This is a genomic window from Nocardioides sp. P86 (genome assembly GCF_023712465.1).
Taxonomy (GTDB): Bacteria; Actinomycetota; Actinomycetes; order Propionibacteriales; family Nocardioidaceae; genus Nocardioides; species Nocardioides kribbensis.
In genome coordinates, this window is sequence record NZ_JAMAYE010000001.1 from 1,346,035 (window position 1) to 1,362,589 (window position 16,555).

18 protein-coding genes and 3 tRNA genes are annotated in these 16,555 nt (G+C 74.8%); 5 read left to right on the forward strand and 16 right to left on the reverse strand.

The genetic code is table 11. The annotated features are described in order from the left end of the window. Nucleotides 1-24 precede the first annotated feature (24 nt). From nusG to M3673_RS06355, 3 genes are all read right to left on the reverse strand, one after another. Complete coding sequence (nusG, locus tag M3673_RS06345; RefSeq protein WP_162242282.1) at nucleotides 25-888, reverse strand: transcription termination/antitermination protein NusG; 864 nt, start codon at nucleotides 886-888, stop codon at nucleotides 25-27. 91 nt (nucleotides 889-979) lie between these two features. Continuing rightward, the gene (gene secE, locus M3673_RS06350) at nucleotides 980-1,228 is read right to left on the reverse strand and encodes a preprotein translocase subunit SecE (RefSeq protein WP_056865227.1); all 249 of its coding nucleotides are present in this window, start codon (nucleotides 1,226-1,228) and stop codon (nucleotides 980-982) included. Nucleotides 1,229-1,282: 54 nt separating this feature from the next. Further along, nucleotides 1,283-1,355 (reverse strand) — tRNA-Trp (locus M3673_RS06355). A 116-nt stretch (nucleotides 1,356-1,471) separates the two neighbouring features. Between M3673_RS06355 and M3673_RS06360 the strand changes: the two genes are divergently transcribed. Then, on the forward strand, nucleotides 1,472-2,500 hold the full coding sequence (locus M3673_RS06360; protein ID WP_251532602.1) for an adenosine deaminase: 1,029 nt from the start codon (nucleotides 1,472-1,474) through the stop codon (nucleotides 2,498-2,500). Between the two features lie 97 nt (nucleotides 2,501-2,597). Next, nucleotides 2,598-3,119, forward strand: coding sequence for a hypothetical protein (locus tag M3673_RS06365; protein WP_251532603.1), 522 nt, complete (start codon nucleotides 2,598-2,600; stop codon nucleotides 3,117-3,119). 15 nt (nucleotides 3,120-3,134) lie between these two features. Here the strand turns inward: M3673_RS06365 and M3673_RS06370 are convergent, their stop codons facing one another. The 11 genes from M3673_RS06370 to M3673_RS06420 all read right to left on the reverse strand — a co-directional run bounded on the left by M3673_RS06370 (nucleotide 3,135) and on the right by M3673_RS06420 (nucleotide 11,005). Next, nucleotides 3,135-4,166: a UDP-N-acetylmuramate dehydrogenase gene (locus M3673_RS06370; protein WP_251532604.1), complete on the reverse strand. Its 1,032-nt coding sequence runs from the start codon at nucleotides 4,164-4,166 to the stop codon at nucleotides 3,135-3,137. Then, nucleotides 4,163-4,582: a MaoC/PaaZ C-terminal domain-containing protein gene (locus tag M3673_RS06375; protein WP_251532605.1), complete on the reverse strand. Its 420-nt coding sequence runs from the start codon at nucleotides 4,580-4,582 to the stop codon at nucleotides 4,163-4,165. Before M3673_RS06375 ends, M3673_RS06370 begins: the two co-directional genes overlap by 4 nt. Beyond that, a complete protein-coding gene (locus M3673_RS06380) occupies nucleotides 4,579-4,977 on the reverse strand; it encodes a MaoC family dehydratase N-terminal domain-containing protein (RefSeq protein ID WP_056864793.1) in 399 nt (132 codons plus the stop codon). The genes M3673_RS06375 and M3673_RS06380 overlap by 4 nt, the downstream gene beginning before the upstream one ends. Before the next feature lie 124 nt (nucleotides 4,978-5,101). Continuing rightward, the gene (gene rpmG, locus M3673_RS06385; RefSeq protein WP_056864794.1) at nucleotides 5,102-5,272 is read right to left on the reverse strand and encodes a 50S ribosomal protein L33; all 171 of its coding nucleotides are present in this window, start codon (nucleotides 5,270-5,272) and stop codon (nucleotides 5,102-5,104) included. Between the two features lie 36 nt (nucleotides 5,273-5,308). After that, nucleotides 5,309-5,385 (reverse strand) — tRNA-Met (locus M3673_RS06390). A gap of 56 nt (nucleotides 5,386-5,441) precedes the next feature. Next, a tRNA-Thr gene (locus M3673_RS06395) sits at nucleotides 5,442-5,514 on the reverse strand. A gap of 58 nt (nucleotides 5,515-5,572) precedes the next feature. Then, nucleotides 5,573-5,959, reverse strand: coding sequence for an amidase family protein (locus M3673_RS06400; RefSeq protein ID WP_374108180.1), 387 nt, complete (start codon nucleotides 5,957-5,959; stop codon nucleotides 5,573-5,575). Next, nucleotides 5,872-6,999, reverse strand: a complete 1,128-nt coding sequence (locus tag M3673_RS06405) for an amidase (RefSeq protein WP_251532607.1) — start codon at nucleotides 6,997-6,999, stop codon at nucleotides 5,872-5,874. Before M3673_RS06405 ends, M3673_RS06400 begins: the two co-directional genes overlap by 88 nt. Before the next feature lie 9 nt (nucleotides 7,000-7,008). Then, a complete protein-coding gene (locus M3673_RS06410; RefSeq protein ID WP_308196105.1) occupies nucleotides 7,009-7,605 on the reverse strand; it encodes a DNA-3-methyladenine glycosylase I in 597 nt (198 codons plus the stop codon). Then, entirely contained in the window at nucleotides 7,602-8,594 is a 993-nt protein-coding gene (locus M3673_RS06415; protein WP_251532608.1) for a pirin family protein, read from the reverse strand. The genes M3673_RS06410 and M3673_RS06415 overlap by 4 nt, the downstream gene beginning before the upstream one ends. Before the next feature lie 26 nt (nucleotides 8,595-8,620). Then, entirely contained in the window at nucleotides 8,621-11,005 is a 2,385-nt protein-coding gene (locus tag M3673_RS06420) for an FdhF/YdeP family oxidoreductase (RefSeq protein ID WP_251532609.1), read from the reverse strand. 136 nt (nucleotides 11,006-11,141) lie between these two features. On the opposite strand from M3673_RS06420, the gene M3673_RS06425 reads away from it, so the two are divergent. Continuing rightward, a complete protein-coding gene (locus M3673_RS06425; RefSeq protein WP_251532610.1) occupies nucleotides 11,142-11,780 on the forward strand; it encodes an RDD family protein in 639 nt (212 codons plus the stop codon). A gap of 64 nt (nucleotides 11,781-11,844) precedes the next feature. Here M3673_RS06425 and M3673_RS06430 read toward each other — a convergent pair whose 3' ends face one another. Next, entirely contained in the window at nucleotides 11,845-12,972 is a 1,128-nt protein-coding gene (locus M3673_RS06430; RefSeq protein WP_193662002.1) for a glycosyltransferase, read from the reverse strand. Nucleotides 12,973-13,051: 79 nt separating this feature from the next. On the opposite strand from M3673_RS06430, the gene M3673_RS06435 reads away from it, so the two are divergent. Both M3673_RS06435 and M3673_RS06440 read left to right on the forward strand, forming a co-directional pair. Beyond that, nucleotides 13,052-13,834 (forward strand): hypothetical protein, encoded by a 783-nt coding sequence (locus M3673_RS06435; RefSeq protein WP_251532611.1) that lies wholly within the window; start codon nucleotides 13,052-13,054, stop codon nucleotides 13,832-13,834. A gap of 14 nt (nucleotides 13,835-13,848) precedes the next feature. Beyond that, the gene (locus tag M3673_RS06440; RefSeq protein ID WP_251532612.1) at nucleotides 13,849-15,036 is read left to right on the forward strand and encodes a fumarylacetoacetate hydrolase family protein; all 1,188 of its coding nucleotides are present in this window, start codon (nucleotides 13,849-13,851) and stop codon (nucleotides 15,034-15,036) included. Here the strand turns inward: M3673_RS06440 and mptB are convergent. After that, nucleotides 14,958-16,514 (reverse strand): polyprenol phosphomannose-dependent alpha 1,6 mannosyltransferase MptB, encoded by a 1,557-nt coding sequence (mptB, locus tag M3673_RS06445; RefSeq protein WP_251532613.1) that lies wholly within the window; start codon nucleotides 16,512-16,514, stop codon nucleotides 14,958-14,960. The two genes, M3673_RS06440 and mptB, sit on opposite strands and share 79 nt — an antisense overlap. Between the last annotated feature and the right edge of the window lie 41 nt (nucleotides 16,515-16,555).

Below are 16,555 nucleotides of genomic sequence, written 5' to 3' on the forward strand. Positions count from 1 at the left end.
GGCCGCCTCGGGGGCGGCCGGGCCTCAGACCTTCTGGATCTGGCTGAAGCTCAGCTCGACCGGGGTCTCCCGGCCGAAGATCTCGACGAGGGCCTTGACCCTCTGCGACTCACCGTTGATCTCGGTGATCGTGGCGTGGAGCGTGGCGAACGGACCGTCGACCACCATGACGGAGTCGGACACGTCGAAGTCGGCGACCTCGACGGGCTTCTTCGCGGTGGTGGCGCTGCCGGGGGTCGAGGTGCCGGTCGCGACGGCCTCGGCCTCGGCGCGGGCCACGACGGCGGGGGCGAGCATGTCCTCGACCTCGCTCATGGTCAGCGGCACGGGCTGGTGGCTGTTGCCGACGAAGCCGGTGACCGACGGCGTGTGGCGCACGGCCGACCACGACTCGTCGGTGAGGTCCATGCGCACGAGGACGTAGCCCGGCAGGACGGTGCGTCGCACCATCTTGCGCTGGCCGTTCTTGATCTCCGCGACCTCCTCGGTGGGGACCACGATCTCGTGGATGTAGTCCTCCATGTTGAGGGAGATGATGCGGTTCTCGAGGTTGGACTTCACCCGGTTCTCCATGCCGGAGTAGGTGTGCACGACGAACCAGTCGCCGGGCTTGGCCCACAGCTCGCGGCGGAAGCGCTCGAGCGGGTCGTCCTCGTCGGGCTCGTCACCGTCGGACCCGCCGTCGGCCTCATCGGCTGCGTCGGCCTCGGCGTCGTCACCGGGGAGGCCCTCGGAGTCGCTGGTGTCCTCGACCACGTCCACGGGCTCGGTCGCCTGGAGGGGCAGACCCAGCTCGTCGACGGCGCCGGGCGCCTCGTCGGGGTTGCCCGACGTCTCGAGGGCCGCGTCGGTCTCCTCGGTCTCGATCGAGTCGTGCTGCTCCGTCACAAGTGCTCCATCAGGTCTGTGTCTCGTCGTCGGCACGGCGTCGGCCGGTGCCGGGTGCCCGCCCCGGGGGGCCAGCGGTGGGTGCGCGTCGCTACTGCGCGGCGTTGCCGGTGAAGACGGCGAACGCCAGGCGGCCCAGGCCGAGGTCGAGGGCCGACACGAGCGCCATCATCACGAGGACGAACACCATCACCACGAAGAAGTAGGTGACCAGCTGCTCCTGGGTCGGGTAGACGACCTTGCGGAGCTCGGCGACGACCTGGCGGTAGAACGTCGGCAGGCTCGTGCGCTTCGCGGTGCTGCTGTCGCCCGGGTCGCGGACCGCCTTGCTGTCCGACACGACCGTCACCTCTCCTCGTTGAGTCCGACCGGTCGGGTCCGACCGGTTGTCCTGCAGGGCACGAGGGACTTGAACCCCCAACCTTCGGTTTTGGAGACCGATGCTCTGCCAGTTGAGCTAGTGCCCTCCGGCGGACCGCGGGCATGCCGAAGCATGTGGACAGACCGCCAGACGAGAACTCTACGCACTGCACCCGGCAGGCGCCAAAAACCGGTCCGGGCGCCCTGGGCGACCAGCCCTACGATGGCCGGCGTGCGCGACCTCCAGGCCCTGCCCAAGGCCCACCTCCACCTGCACTTCACGGGGTCGATGCGCCACGCCACGCTCCTGGAGCTGGCCGAGCGCGACGGCATCGCACTGCCCGACTCCCTGGTGGAGGACTGGCCGCCCCGGCTGAGCGCCGCCGACGAGAAGGGGTGGTTCCGCTTCCAGCGGCTCTACGACGTCGCGCGCTCGGTGCTGCGCACCGAGGCCGACGTGCGCCGGCTCGTGCGCGAGGCCGCGGAGGACGACGTGCGCGACGGCGGCCGGTGGCTGGAGATCCAGGTCGACCCGAGCGGCTACGGCGCCCGCTTCGGGGGCATCACCGCCTTCACCGACCTGGTGCTCGACGCCGTGGCGGAGGCCTCGCGCGCCACGGGCCTGGGCATCGGCGTGGTCGTCGCCGCCAACCGCACCCGCCACCCGCTCGACGCCCGCACCCTGGCCCGGCTCGCCGCGCAGTACGCCGGGCGGGGCGTGGTCGGCTTCGGGCTCTCCAACGACGAGCGCCGCGGGGTGACCGAGGACTTCGGCCCGGCCTTCGCCATCGCCCGCCGCGCCGGCCTCCTGCTCGCCCCCCACGGTGGGGAGCTGCTGGGGCCGGCATCGGTGCGCCGCTGCCTCGACGCCCTGGGGGCCGACCGCCTGGGCCACGGCGTGCGCTCGGCCGAGGACCCGCGCCTGCTCGACGAGCTGGTCGCGGCCGGTGTGGCGCTGGAGGTCTGCCCGGTCTCCAACGTCGCCCTGGGCGTCTACAGCGACCTCACCTCGGTGCCGCTGCCCACCCTGCTGGCCGCCGGTGCCCAGGTCGCCCTCGGCGCCGACGACCCGCTCCTCTTCGGCTCGCGCCTGGCCGGGCAGTACGCCACGATGCGCGCCGCCCACGACCTCGACGACACCCGGCTGGCCGACCTGGCCCGGATGTCGCTGCGGGCCTCCCGGGCTCCCGGCGACCTGCGCGAGCGCGCGCTCGCCGAGGTCGACGACTGGCTGCGGGCCCCTGCGCCCTAGGCTCCCGCGCCCGGCACCCGGTCGGCTGCTCCCGGCCACCCGGTCCCGATCGCCGCGGCGGCCCCCGCGAACGCGCCCCGGATGGGAGGATCGCCCCGTGAGCGACCCCGACGAGACGATGCCCCCCACGCACCAGCCCTACGGCGGCGCGGGACGGTCAGGCGACGCTCCGGCGTCCGGGCAGGGCCGGCCGCCCGAGCCGCAGGCCCCCTACGGACAGGCCTCCTCCGCCCAGGGCCCCTACGGCCAGCCGCCCGCGACCCAGCCCTACGGCCAGCAGCCCTACGGCCAGCCGTACGGACAGCAGCCCTACGGCCAGCCCTACGGGTATGCAGCCCCGACGACCACCCACCCCCAGGCCAACACCGCCCTCGTGCTCGGCATCGTGGCGATCGGCGGCATGTTCGTGTGCGGCCTGCCCGTGCTGGTGTCGCCCTTCGCGTGGTACGTCGGGGCGAAGGCCAAGCGGGAGATCGAGGCCGAGCCGGGCCGCTGGAGCGGGCGCAGCGAGGCCAACACCGGCATGGTCCTCGGCATCGTCGGCACCGTGCTGCTCGGCCTGGGCGTGCTCGCGGCAGTGCTGCTGGTCACGCTCGCGGTCGCCGGCTCCTCGGTCTGAGGACCCGGCGCGGGGTCACAGCGAGCAGCCCACCAGCACCGGCTCGTTGACCAGGCGTACGCCGAAGCGCGCCTCGACGCCGTCGCGGACCTCGCGGGCCAGCTCCAGGACGTCGGCCGCCCGCGCCGCACCGCGGTTGGTGACGGCGAGGGTGTGACGCGTCGACAGCGTCGCGGGGCCCGAGCCGTGGCCCTTGCCGAAGCCGGCGTGCTCGATCAGCCAGGCCGCCGACGTCTTGACGCGGCCGTCGGGCTGCGGCCAGGCCGGGGCGCCCTCGGGGAGGTCGCCGGGGGCCACGACGGGGTTGGTGAAGAACGAGCCGGCGCTCCACGTGTCGTGGTCGGCGGCGTCGAGCACCATCGCCTTGCCGCGGCGCAGTCCGAGCACGGCCGCACGCACGTCGACGAGCGGGGCGCGCTGGCCGACCTCGACGCCGAGGGCGCGCGCCAGCTCGGCGTAGCGGACCGGCTCGCCGAGGGTGCCGACGCGCAGCTGGAAGGTCACGCTGAGCACGACGAAGCGCCCGGGCTCGGCCTTGAAGCGGGAGTGGCGGTAGCCGAAGCCGCACTCGGCGTTGGCCAGCGTGAGGACCCGGGAGTCGACCCGGTCCCAGACGCGCACCGAGGCGATGGTGGAGGCGACCTCCTGGCCGTAGGCGCCGACGTTCTGGATCGGGGTGGCGCCGACCGCGCCGGGGATGCCGGCGAGGGCCTCGATGCCCGCCCACCCGGCCTCGACGGCACGGGCGACGAGGGCGTCCCAGCCCTCCCCCGCGGCGACCTCGACCATGACCCCGCCGCAGGAAGCGGCCTCCTCGGGGTCGACGTCGGGTCGCACGCCGCGGGTGGCGACGGCGACGACCGTGCCCGCGAAGCCCTCGTCGGCGACGACCAGGTTGCTCCCGCCGCCGAGCACGAGCACCGGGGTGGCGTCCGCGTCGGCCTCGCGCACGGCGGCGAGGAGCTCCTCCTCGGTGGTCGCGGTGACGAAGCGCTGCGCCGGGCCCCCGACGCGCAGGGTGGTGTGGTCGGCCAGCCGCTCGCTCATGCGCGCACGACGGCACGGGGCATGCCGAGCACCTTCGTGCCCCCGCAGGTGACCTCGAGGGCGAGGGTGACCAGACCGTCGGCGACGTCCTTGACGCTCGCGCCCACCACGACCTCGACCCCGTCCTCGTCGTCGGGCACGACGACCGGCTGGGTGAACTTGCAGCCCAGCTCGACGACCTCGGCACCGTCGGTCCAGTCGGCCACCGCCCGCGCGGCGAGGGCCATCGTGAACATGCCGTGCGCGATGACCCCCGGCAGACCCACCGACGTCGCCACGCGCTCGGACCAGTGGATCGGGTTGAAGTCGCCGCTGGCGCCGGCGTAGCGCACCAGGTCGGCACGGGTGACGGAGAAGGTGCGCGGCTCCAGCACGGCGCCCTTCTCCAGGGCACCCGCCCCCGGCGCCGCGCTCACGCCTCGCCCCGGTGGACGAGGGTGGCGGTGGCGGTGCAGACGAGCGCACCGTCGGCGTCGGAGATGTCGCTGCTGGTGCCGATGATGTCGTTGCCGCCGATCTGGCGCAGCGTGGCCACGGTCAGCGTCGCGGTGAGCACGTCGCCGGCGACCACCGGGCGGGCGTAGGTGAAGCGCTGCTCGCCGTGGACGATGCGGCGCAGCTCGACCTGCTCGGCCTCGAGGAAGTCGTTCATGGCGTCGAAGGCGAGCACGATCGGGAACGTCGCGGGGGCCGGGCCACCCTCCCAGGAGCCGCCCGAGGCCTCCGCGAAGGCCCGGAGGCGCTCCTCCGAGACCGGGTAGGGCCGGGTGGGCGGGTAGGCACGACCGACGAGCGAGGAGTCGACTGGCATGCGCCCCAACCTAGTCGCAGCCGGCGGCCGGGACGACGCGGCGTGACCCTGGAGGGTGGCCCGTGGAAAGCAGACGACCCGCCCGGTCGGACCGGGCGGGTCGTGGAGCGTCGGGGACGCGGTGTCAGCGGGTCTCGCGGTGAGCCTGGTGCTGACGGCAGCGGGGGCAGAACTTCGCCAGCTCGAGCCGGTCGGGGTCGTTGCGGCGGTTCTTCTTGGTGATGTAGTTGCGCTCCTTGCACTCGACGCAGGCGAGCGTGATCTTGGGGCGAACGTCGGAGCTCTTGCTGGCCACGGGAAGTCCTTGCGGGTCGTCGATGGGTGCGGAGATTGGTAGCGGGAGCGGGACTCGAACCCGCGACACCACGATTATGAGTCGTGTGCTCTAACCACCTGAGCTACCCCGCCACACGGGCAGGAGTGCGCCCCCCAGAGTAGCCCGGGGGGCGTCACGCCTGTGCCAGAGCCCCTTTACGGAATCGAACCGTAGACCTTCTCCTTACCATGGAGACGCTCTGCCGACTGAGCTAAAGGGGCAACGACCGAGAACCATACACACGCCGGGCGGGATCGAAAAATCGGCCCGCGGCGACGCTCAGGACACGGCCCCGGGAGCCGCTCCAGACCCCCTCACGGAGGCGAACGGACGGGCCTGCTCGAGCTCCAGCGACAGCTCGAGCAGCAGGGCCTCGCGCCCCGCGCCGGCGGACAGCACGACCCCCTGCGGGAGCCCTGAGGAGGTGGTCGCCAGGGGCAGCGACACGGACGGGTCGCCGGTGACGTTCTGCACCGGGGTGAAGGCCACCCAGGCCAGCAGCCGCTCCACGATCGTGGCGTGGTCGAGGGTCGGTGACAGGTGTCCCAGGAGCGGCGTCTCGTGGGCCACGGTGGGGGTCAGCAGGACGTCGTGACGGGCGAAGAAGGCCGCGGAGCGGTCGGGGGCCCGGCGCATCCGCAGCAGTGACGCGGGCAGGTGGTGCACGTGGCGGCGCAGGTGGCGGTCGAGCCCGCGGGTGAGGTGGTCGAGCCGCTCGGGTGCCAGTCGCGGCGGTGGGCCAGGCGGCCGGTGCGGACCACGGCGCAGGCGAGGAAGGCCCAGTAGAGCAGGAAGTCGTCGGGGAGGGAGGCGTCGGCGGGCACCTCGGCGACCTCCTCGACGTGGTGGCCCAGCTCCTCCAGGAGCGCACCCACGCCCCGCGTCAGCGCCGCGACCTCGGGGCTGGCGCCGTGGCGCATGCCGGTGGTGTTCAACGCCACACGCAGCCGGGCACGGCCGGGGCGGGTGATGTCGCCGACGGGCGGGAGGTGGAGCGCGCGGTAGACCCGCTCGGCCTCGCGCAGGAAGGCGGCGGTGTCGCGCACCGAGCGCGTCAGCACCCCGTCGCTGACGATGCGCACGGGCATGCCGCGGTGCACACGGTCCTGGGCCAGCCGGTCGCGCGTGGGCTTGAGGCCGACCAGGCCGTTGACCGAGGCGGGGATGCGGATGGAGCCGCCTCCGTCGTTGGCGTGGGCCAGCGGCACGGCCCCTGCGGCCACGAGCGCAGCGGCGCCGGCCGACGAGGCCCCGGCCGGGTGGTCGGTCGACCAGGGGCTGCGCACGGGCCCCAGACGCGGGTGCTCGGCGACGGCGTTGAAGCCGAACTCCGAGAGCCGGGTCTTGCCCAGCACGACGAGCCCCGTCGCACGGACCATCCGGGCCACGTCGCCGTCGCGCCTGGCCACCGGCGCGGTGTAGGCGTCGGTGCCGTCGCCCGTGGGCATCCCCGCCGCCGCCACGTTGTCCTTGAGGTACGTCGGCACCCCGGCGAAGAAGCCCGGCCGGGGGTCGAGCGCCTCGGCGCGGGCCCGGTCGTGGGCGGCGTGGGCGACCGCGCCGAGGACCGGGTCGACCCGCTCCACCCGGGCGACGGCCGCGTCGACGACCTCACGCACCGAGACCTCGCCACTGTGCAGCGCGGCGACCAGGCCGACGGCGTCGTGGTCGGCCAGGGCGTCGTCGGTGAAGGCGTGCACGCGCATGCCGGGACGCTACTGCGTGACCTCGCCCCTGCGGTGGCAACCGAGCAGGTGGGGGTCGAAGACGCCGACGGCCTCCATGAGGGCGAACATCGTGGTCGGCCCCACGAAGGCGTAGCCGTGCCGCTTCAGCGCCTTCGACAGCGCCGTGGACTCCGGCGAGGTGGTCTGCTGCTCCCCGGTGTCGTGCGGGGCCGGAGGAGCCTGCGGAGCGTGCTCGAGCACCAGCGCCTCCAGGCCACCGGAGGAGCGCAGCGCGACCGTCGCCGCGGCGTTGGTGAGCGCGGCCTCGATCTTGCGGCGGTTGCGCACGATGCGGGCGTCGGCCATCAGCCGCTCGGTGTCGGCGACGTCGAAGGCGGCCACCCGCTCGGCGTCGAAGCCGAGGAACGCCTCGCGGAAGGCCGGACGCTTGGCCAGGATCGTCGACCACGACAGACCCGACTGGAAGGCCTCCAGCGTGAGCCGCTCGAAGTACGCCGACTCCCCGGACACCGGCCGACCCCACTCCTGGTCGTGGTAGTCGCGCATCGTGCCGGGCGCACCCGCCCACGGGCACCGCGCCACGCCGTCCTCCCCGACGACGGGCCCCACCCCGGTGCCGCTCACCGGCGCTCGCGCAGCCGCACCCGCGGCAGGTCGGGGGCCGGGATCGGCGCCAGCGACTCATCGGGCACCACGCCGAAGGGACCGTCGGCGGCGTGGTCGGGGGCGCCGTCGGGGCCCGCGCCGGCCTCGACCTGGGCCTGCCAGGCGGCGCGGTGGGCGACGACCTCGTCGTGGTCGCGGCCCACGAAGTTCCACCACATCACGATGGCCTCCCCGAAGGGCGGGCCGCCGAGCACCAGCAGGCGCGCCCCCTCGGCACCGGCGTGCAGGGGCAGGGCGCCCGCCCCGGGTGGCACGTAGGCGAGCTCGTGGGCCTCGACCGCCTCCCCCGCGGCGTGGACCGAGCCGGTGTCGACCAGCACCCCGTGCTCGAAGGAGGGGTCGACGTCGAGGTCGAGCCGCGCCCCGGGCTCCAGCAGCAGCTCGGCGCCCAGCAACGGGGTGTGGGTGGAGACCGGGGAGGTCTCCCCCAGCAGCGACCCGAGGAACACCCGGGCCACCCAGCCGTCCCCGGTGCGCGGTGCGGGTGCGTGGTGGGCGAAGGCGGGGTCGACGGAGCGGGCGCCGTCGGGCAGGGCCACCCACAGCTGCGCGCCGTGGAGGGTGGTCGTGCCGGGAGGCGACACCTCGGAGTGGCTGATGCCCCGACCGGCGGTCATGAGGTTGAGCTCACCGGGTCGCACCATCGCGGCCGTGCCGAGGCTGTCGCGGTGCTGCACCTCGCCGGTGAACAGCCAGCTCACGGTCTGCAGGCCGGTGTGGGGATGGGGTGCGACGACCATGCCGCCGGTGGCGGCGACGTCGTCGGGCCCGTAGTGGTCCAGGAAGCACCACGCGCCGATGAGGGAGCGCCCCCGCTGGGGCAGCGTGCGGCGCACCGTCATGCCCCGCGGGCCGCCGAGCGGCACCAGCCGCGGGGCGACGACCTCCACGGTCGTCGACCCCGCGGCGCAGGTGACCTCGTCGGGTCGCTCCTCGAGGTTGCTCACGGCTGCTGCGTCCTGGACCGCGCCGGTCAGGAGAGCTGGTCGGGCTCGACCCAGTGCTTGGTCTCGTCGTCGGCGTCGACGCTGGGGTCGAAGAGCACCCCGGCGTTGCTGTTGACCTCGTCGCCGGCGACCGCGTCGGTGGGCCGCAGCGTGACGATCACGGACTTGAAGGCCGGCTGGTTGCTGCCGAGCGCCTTGGACTCCAGCGGGACCAGGGGGTTGGTCTCGGGGTAGTAGGCCGCCGCGCAGCCGCGGGGCTGCTCGTAGGAGACGACCCGGAAGGCCGGCGCCTCGCGCCGCGAGCCGTCCTCCCACTCGCTGCACAGGTCGACCATCTGGCCGTCGACCAGCCCCAGCTCGGTGATGTCCTCGGGGTTGACGAACACGACGCGGCGACCGTTCTTGACGCCGCGGTAGCGGTCGTCGAGACCGTAGATCGTGGTGTTGAACTGGTCGTGCGAGCGCATGGTCTGCAGCAGCAGCCGGCCCTGCGGCACCTCGAGGATCTCCGTGGGGATCGCGGTGAAGACGGCCTTGTCGACCTTCGTGGGGAAGGTGCGGGTGTCACGGGGCGGGTGCGGCAGGACGAAGCCGCCGGGCTGCGCGACCTTCTCGTCGTAGGACTCGCAGCCGGGCACGACCCGCGCGATGCGGTGGCGGATCTCGCTGTAGTCGGAGCGGAACGCGTCCCAGGGGAGGTCGTGGCGATCGCCGATGGTGGCCTGGGCCATCGAGCAGATGATGTCGACCTCGCTGCGCAGGTGCTCCGAGGCCGGCTTGAGCGGGCCCTTGGAGGCGTGCACGGCCGACATCGAGTCCTCGACGGTGATGCGCTGCTCGCGGCCGCCGGTGTGGTCCTTCTCGCTGCGGCCCAGCACGGGGAGGATGAGGGCCTCCGTGCCGTGCACGACGTGCGAGCGGTTGAGCTTGGTCGAGACGTGCACGGTCAGGTCGGCGTTGCGCATGGCCGCCTCGGTGACCGTGGTGTCCGACATCGCCGAGACGAAGTTGCCGCCCATGCCGAAGAAGACCTTGATCTTGTGGTCGCGCATCTCGCACACGGCGGCGACCGCGTCGACGCCGTGCTCGCGGGGCGGGTCGAAGCCGAACTCCGCCTGGAGGGCGTCGAGGAAGTGCGCCGGCGGGCGCTCCCAGATGCCCATCGTGCGGTCGCCCTGCACGTTGGAGTGCCCGCGCACCGGGCACAGACCCGCACCGGGCTTGCCGATGTTGCCCTGCAGGAAGGCGAGGTTGGAGATCTCCTTGACCGTGGCCACGCCGTTGCGGTGCTGGGTGATGCCCATGGCCCAGCAGATCGTGGTGGCGTCGGACTCGGCGAACATCCGCGCGGCCGCCTCGATCTGCTCGCGGCTCAGGCCGGTGGCGCGCAGGACGAGGTCCCAGTCGAGCGCGCGGGCGGTCTCGGCCCAGGCCTCGAAGCCGGTGGTGTGGCGCTCGATGAAGTCGTGGTCCAGGGCGTCCCACTCCAGGAGCAGCGAGCCGATGGCCTGGAAGAGCGCCTGGTCGCCGTTGATTTTGACCGGCAGGTGCATGTCGGCCATCTCGGTGCCGTTGAGCGCCATGCCCTTGGGCGTCTGGGGGTTCTTGAACCGCACCAGGCCGGCCTCGCGCAGCGGGTTGATCGCGAGGATCTTCGCGCCGTTCTTCTTGGCGATCTCCAGCGCGCTGAGCATGCGCGGGTGGTTGGTGCCGGGGTTCTGGCCGGCGATCACGATGAGCTTCGCGACGTGGATGTCCTCCAGGCTGACCGAGCCCTTGCCGATGCCGATCACCTCGGCCAGGCCGACCGAGGTCGACTCGTGGCACATGTTGGAGCAGTCGGGGAGGTTGTTGGTGCCGAAGGCGCGCACGAAGAGCTGGTAGGCGAACGCCGCCTCGTTGGAGGTCTTGCCCGAGGTGTAGAAGACCGCCTCGTCGGGGCTGTCGAGACCCGTGAGGTGGCCGCCGATGAGGGCGAACGCGTCGTCCCAGCTGATCGGCTCGTAGTGGGTGCCGCCGGCCCGCACGACCATCGGCTCGGTGAGGCGTCCCTGCTGGCCCAGCCAGTAGTCGGTGCGCTCACGCAGCTCCGCCAGGGGGTGGGCGGCGAAGAACTCCCGGCCGATGGTGCGCTTGGTGGCCTCCTCGGTGACCGCCTTCGCGCCGTTCTCGCAGAACTCGGCGGTGTGGCGGTGCGACGGGTCGGGGTCGGGCCACGCGCAGCCCTGGCAGTCGAAGCCGTCGGCCTGGTTGAGCTTGAGGAGGGTCTGCGCGGTGCGCACGACACCCATCTGCTCGATGGAGCGCTTCATGGAGACCGCGACCGCGGTCTTGCCGGCGGCGGCGTGGGCGGTGCCGCCGACCTCGAGGTCGGATTCGTCGATGTCGTGGCGGGGGGCGGTGCGGCTCATGGGCACCATCATGCTCCGGCGCACCAGCGCCACCACACCTGCCCGGGTGGCAGACCTGGCTCACGCCCGCGCCGCGCCGCTAGATTGCGGGCTCCGAGGTGTGCGAGCACCCACCGAGCCCCACCCAGGAGAGACCATGTCGTCCTACGACCCGCCGAACCCCCCGAACCCGCAGGACCCCTACGGCCAGCAGGGCGCCGGCCAGCCCGGCTACGGCGCCCCGCAGTACGGCGCACCCCAGTACGGGGCTCCCCAGTACGGCGCGCCGCAGTACGGCGGCCAGCCGGGCGGCCCGGTGCCCGCGGGTCTGCTCGAGCGCTTCCTGGCCCGGCTCATCGACGGTGTGCTGATGGGCATCGTCAGCTTCATCATCGGCCTGGTCTTCGGCGGCGCGGTGGTCGCCACCGGCGGCACCGGCACCGACGGCCAGAGCTACGCCGCCGCCGCGGCCGCGACCCTGCTGGGCGTCATCGTCAACCTCGCCTACTTCGGCTTCCTGGAGTCCTCCCGCGGCGCCACGCTGGGCAAGCAGCTGCTCAAGCTGCGCGTGGTCGCCCCCGAGGGCGGCAACCCGACCCTCGCCACCGCGGTGAAGCGCAACATCTTCCTCGCCTTCGGCCTGGCCGGGCTGGTGCCGTTCCTCGGGATCATCGGCAGCCTGGCGACCCTCGTGGCCGTCATCGTCATCGCCGTGCAGATCAACGGCGACAAGGCCCAGCGCCAGGGCTGGCACGACAAGTTCGCCGGCGGCACCCACGTGGTCAAGGTCGGCTGACCCGACAGCACCAGCAGCACCCAGCAGCACCCAGCAGCACCCAGCAGCACCGCCTCGGGGCGGGTCAGGCCGACAGCCTGGCCCGCCCCGACACGCGTGCGTGCACGGCGAGCATCGCCTCGACCGTCTGTGGCCAGGTGAAGAGCTCGGCGCGGGCCCGGGCGGCCGCCCGGCGCGCACCCTCCGGCCGGGCGGCGAGCTCCAGCACCGCGTCGGCCAGGGAGGCGGCGTCGGGCGCGCCCCAGGCGCCCGAGGCGGCGTCGACCAGCTCGCGGGCGCCACCGCGGTCGGCGGTGACGACCGGCGTGCCGCAGGCCAGGGCCTCGAGCACGGCCAGCCCGAAGGTCTCCCCCGGGCAGACCGACAGGGCGACGTCGGCCGCGGCCAGCCGACCGGCGACCTCGGCGCGACCGGCGACGTAGCCGTGCAGGCGCACCGGTGAGGCGCCGGCCAGCGCCTCCAGCTCGTCGCGGTGCGGGCCCTCGCCGTAGACGTCGAGACGCACGGGCACCCCGCGACGGTGGAGCTCCACGGCGGTGGCGACGGCCAGGTGCGGCGACTTCTCCCGCGAGAGCCGGCCGACGTGCACCAGGCGCAGCTCCGGCCCCGCGGGGGCGCGCGACGGGTCGGGGCGGAAGGTCGCGAGGTCGACCCCGAGCGGCACCTGCGCGACGGGGCAGCCGGCGGCCGCGGCGACCTGCGCGAACTCGCGGCGCGCGTAGTCGGAGGTCACCACGAGGGTGTCGACACTGCGCACGAGCAACCGGTTGAGCACGCGCACCGAGGCCTTGGCCCCGAGGTCGAGGCCCGTGCGCAGGGCGAGCATGTCGTCGAGGCGCTCGTGGGAGAAGAGCACGCTGCCGACCCCACGGCGACGGGCCCAGCGCGCCACGGGCAGCAGCGTCGTCTTGTCGCTGAGCTCCACCGAGGTGGGCGCGAAGTCCTCCAGCACGTCGGTGACGCGCCAGGGCTCGACGATCAGGCGGTAGCCGCCACCGACACGCGGCGCGCGCAGCTGCACGACGTCGCCCTCCGGGGTCTCGGTGCGGGCGTCGACCGGGCCCGGCACGACGAGCAGCCGTCGCGCGCCGGCCGCGGCGTACCCCTGCCCGAGCGCGGCGACGGCGGTCCGCATGCCGCCGGAGGACGGGCCGATGAAGTTGGCCAGCTGGGCGATGCGCACGCGGGTCACCGTGGCGGCACGCGGTGAACGGACGGCGACGTCGCCGTGGCCCCGGCGTGGCCGGCTCCGGCCCTCTAGGCTGCCGGTCGTGCCCGCACCGTGGACCCACGCCCTCGCCGACACGGTCGTGAGCGACCCCGCCCTCCCCCCGTCGTACGACGAGCGCCTCGGCTCCCTGCCGGGCGCGGCGCTGGTCGCCGACACCGACCTGCCGCGGCTGGCGCTGCCGCAGGAGGGCCGGCTCGCCGTGGCCGTCGCGGTCACCGGCGGGGCCGGCCAGCTGGCCGGCCCGGCCGGGTGGTGCGCGCGCCGGCCGCAGGTGCGCCTGACGAGGCTGGCGGTGACGCTGCGCGACCTCGACGACCTGGCCGGCAACGCCCGCCGGGTCGTCGCCGCGGTCGACGCGGCGCGCGGGGAGGGCGCCCTCGCCGACGACGTCGTCGTGCAGGTGGGCGTGCCGGCGGGCGACCTCGGCCCCACCGGCCCCACGGCCGCCTGGCTGGCGGCGCTCGACGAGCTGGCCGCCGCCGAGCTCGGCCTGCTGCTGCCCGCCGCCACGGAGCCCGGGCTGCTCGTGGCGCTGGTCGACGCCGCCCTCGACCGCGAGACACCGTGGCACGCCGGCGGGTGCGGCGCCGCCCCCGTGCCCGCCCCCGGTCCGCTGGCGCTGCTGGCCGCCACCCGCCTGGCCTTCGACGGCGCCTCGCGCGGCGAGGTCGTCGAGGCGCTCACGACGGCCGACGCGGCCGCGCTGCTCGGCCTGGACGGGCTCGCGGGGGCCCGACGCTGGCTCACCGGCGCCGACCTCGCCTCACCGGCCGAGGTCGAGGCCCTCGGCGCGGCCCTGCGCGACCTGGGCGTGGCCCTGTGAGCCCTGTGAACCCTGTGAGCCCTGTGAGCCCCGACGGCGCCGGGGACGGCGCGGCGGACGGCTTCGGCCTCGACCACCTGCCCTACGGCGTCTTCTCCCGCGACGGCGGTCCGCGCCGCGTCGGGGCGCGGCTGGGCGACCGGGTGGTCGACCTGGCCAAGTCCACCGGGCGTCCCGAGCTCGCCACGGCGTCGCTGAACGCGCTGATGGCCCTGGGGCCGGCGGTGTGGGCCGAGACCCGGGAGCAGGTGCGCGACCTGGCCGCCACCGGGGTCGCGCCCTCCCACGACCTGGCCGACGTCGTGCTGCACCTGCCCTTCGAGGTGGCCGACCTGGTGGACTTCTACGCCTCCGAGCACCACGCCACCCGCGTGGCGGAGATCCTGCGGCCCGGTCAGGACCCGCTGCCCCCGCAGTGGCGCCACCTGCCGGTGGGCTACCACGGCCGCGCGGGCACCGTGGTCGTCAGCGGCACCCCGGTCGTCCGCCCCCGCGGCCAGGGTCGTCCCTCCCGCGAGGAGCCCGACCGGCCGGCCTTCGGCCCCACGCGGCGCCTGGACCTCGAGGCCGAGCTCGGCTTCGTGGTCGGGGTCCCGAGCGCCCTGGGGAGCACGGTGGGCGTGGACGCCCTGGCCGACCACGTCTTCGGCGTCGTGGGCGTCAACGACTGGTCGGCGCGCGACCTCCAGGCGTGGGAGTACGTGCCGCTCGGTCCGATGCTCGGCAAGTCCTTCGCCACCTCGGTCTCGGCGTGGGTGACCCCGCTGGCGGCGCTCGACGCGGCCTGGTGCGACCTCCCGGGCCAGGAGCCCGCCCCGCTGCCGCACCTGCGCCACGCCGACGGCTCCACCCCGCGGGGGCTCGACGTCCAGGTCGAGGTCGAGGTGGCGGGCACGGTGGTGAGCCGGCCGTCGTACGCCACGACCTACTGGGCGCCCGCGCAGATGCTGGCCCACCTGACCTCCAACGGCGCCGCGCTGCGCACCGGCGACCTGTTCGCCTCGGGCACGATCAGCGGCCCCGGTGACGACGAGCGGGGCTGCCTGCTCGAGCTGACCCGGGGCGGGCGCGTGGAGGTCGCGGGGCGCGGCTTCCTCGAGGACGGCGACGAGGTGGTGCTGCGCTACTCCGCGCCGTCGACCACCGGCGGTCGGATCACGCTCGGCGAGGTGCGCGGCACCGTCGCTCCCGCCGCGGGCTGAGCGCCCGACGCGGGCCCCGCACCCCGGGCGGGCGCGCGCGCCGGGCTGGCGTGGGCGATGCGCCCGAGCCGGGCGCGGGCGCGGCGGGTGAGCAGGAGCACCGGCAGCAGCGCCGCCACGAGCAGGCAGCCCAGCACGATCGCGAGGTAGGCGCCGTGCAGCGAGGAGTCGAGGGGGGCGACCAGCCCGAGCACGGTGGAGGCCGCGAGCAGCGCGACCATCCCGAGCCGGTCGAGGCGCAGCACGGCGAGGAAGGGTGCGGCCCACAGGAAGTACCACAGGTGCACGACGGGGCTGAGGACCACCGTGGCCCCGACCACCAGGGCGACGGTGGCCACCGCCGAGGCGCGGTCGCCCGCGGGCCGGCGCAGCAGCGCCCACACGCCCAGCAGCAGGGCGGCCAGCGTGCCCGCCGTGCGCAGCACGTCGACGAGGTCCAGCGGGCCCGGGCCGAGCCCGACCAGTCCGGCGACGCGGTCGAGCGCGCCGCCCACCAGCGTGGTCGTCGACAGCGGGGTGCTCACGGTGCCCGGCACGCCCAGCGCGGCGACCCATCCGAGTCCGAGTCCGGTCACGGCGCCGAGGCCCACCAGCGTGCCGACCGCGACGCCGGCCACCGCCACGGCGCGGCGCACCCGCTCGAGCGTCCCCGCGGCCGCGGGCAGCCCGACCAGGACGACGCCCAGGCACACCAGGCCGCCCGGCACCTTGACCGCGGCGGCGAGTCCGCCCAGCACCGCACCGGCCGCCCAGCCGTGCTCGGCGGCCACCACCAGGGCCGCGGCCATCAGGCCGACCATCAGCAGGTCGTTGTGCAGGCCGCCCACGCCGTTGGCCAGCATCAGCGGCGACACGAGCACCACCGCGCTGGCCAGGGCGGGGTCGACCCCGCTCCAGCGGGCCAGCCGCGGCACCGCCCAGGCCAGCAGGAGCAGCCCCACCAGCGCCACGCCCCGGTGGGCGACCACCAGCACCCACGGGTTGCCGGTGTGGGCGGCGGCGAGGTCGCCCAGCGCGAGCGGCAGCGGGCCGTAGGGCGCGGGGGTGTCGAGCCACATCGGGTCGACGGCCTCGACCACCGGGCCCGAGAGCACCGACGGGCCGTGGTCGTAGGGAGAGAGCCCGAGGTGGGCCAGCGTGCCCTGGGCGGCGTAGGACCAGCCGTCGCGGGAGAACAGGGGCGGTGCGAGCACCAGCGGGGCCGACCAGACCACGCACGCGTGGCGCACCAGCGCCAGCCGGTCGGCGGCGCTCTCACCGTGGGGCAGCGCGACGCGACGGCACAGGCGCAGCCAGGAGGCGGCGAGCAGCCCCAGACCGGTGAGCACCACGGCCAGGCCGAGCATGCGCCCGGCCGGGTGCGCGCGCAGCGCCACCAGCGCGTCGGCGTCGAGCACGGGCGAGCTGGCCGGCAGCGTCGAGACCACCAGGCCCCCCAGGAGCACGAGCAGGCTGCCGGCGAGCCCTCGAGTCAGCACCAGCGCAGGCTAGGGAGCCCGGAGGGCCGCCGCCCGCACAC